The organism is Bacillus sp. EKM501B, from assembly GCF_011800505.1.
In the GTDB taxonomy this organism is placed as follows: Bacteria; Bacillota; Bacilli; order Bacillales; family Bacillaceae_G; genus Bacillus_A; species Bacillus_A cereus.
The window spans coordinates 1-412 of the sequence record NZ_JAALFZ010000065.1; the positions used below are offsets into that span (position 1 = coordinate 1).

Here is a 412-nt window from a genome sequence, read left to right on the forward strand (position 1 = left end):
AGAAGGTGTACCGTGAGGAGCGCTGGAACGCATAGAAGTGAGAATGCCGGTATGAGTAGCGAAAGACAGGTGAGAATCCTGTCCACCGTAAGACTAAGGTTTCCAGGGGAAGGCTCGTCCGCCCTGGGTTAGTCGGGACCTAAGGAGAGACCGAAAGGTGTATCCGATGGCCAACAGGTTGATATTCCTGTACTAGAGTATAAAGTGATGGAGGGACGCAGTAGGCTAACTAAAGCAGGCGATTGGAAGAGCCTGTCTAAGCAGTGAGGTGTAAGATGAGTCAAATGCTTATCTTTATAACATTGAGCTGTGATGGGGAGCGAAGTTAAGTAGCGAAGTTAGTGACGTCACACTGCCAAGAAAAGCTTCTAGCGTTTAATTATACTCTACCCGTACCGCAAACCGACACAGG

General features: G+C 48.8%; 1 rRNA gene. It reads left to right on the forward strand.

The features are described from left to right. Positions 1-412: ribosomal RNA gene (locus HFD78_RS29110) — 23S ribosomal RNA — on the forward strand; the annotation flags it as partial.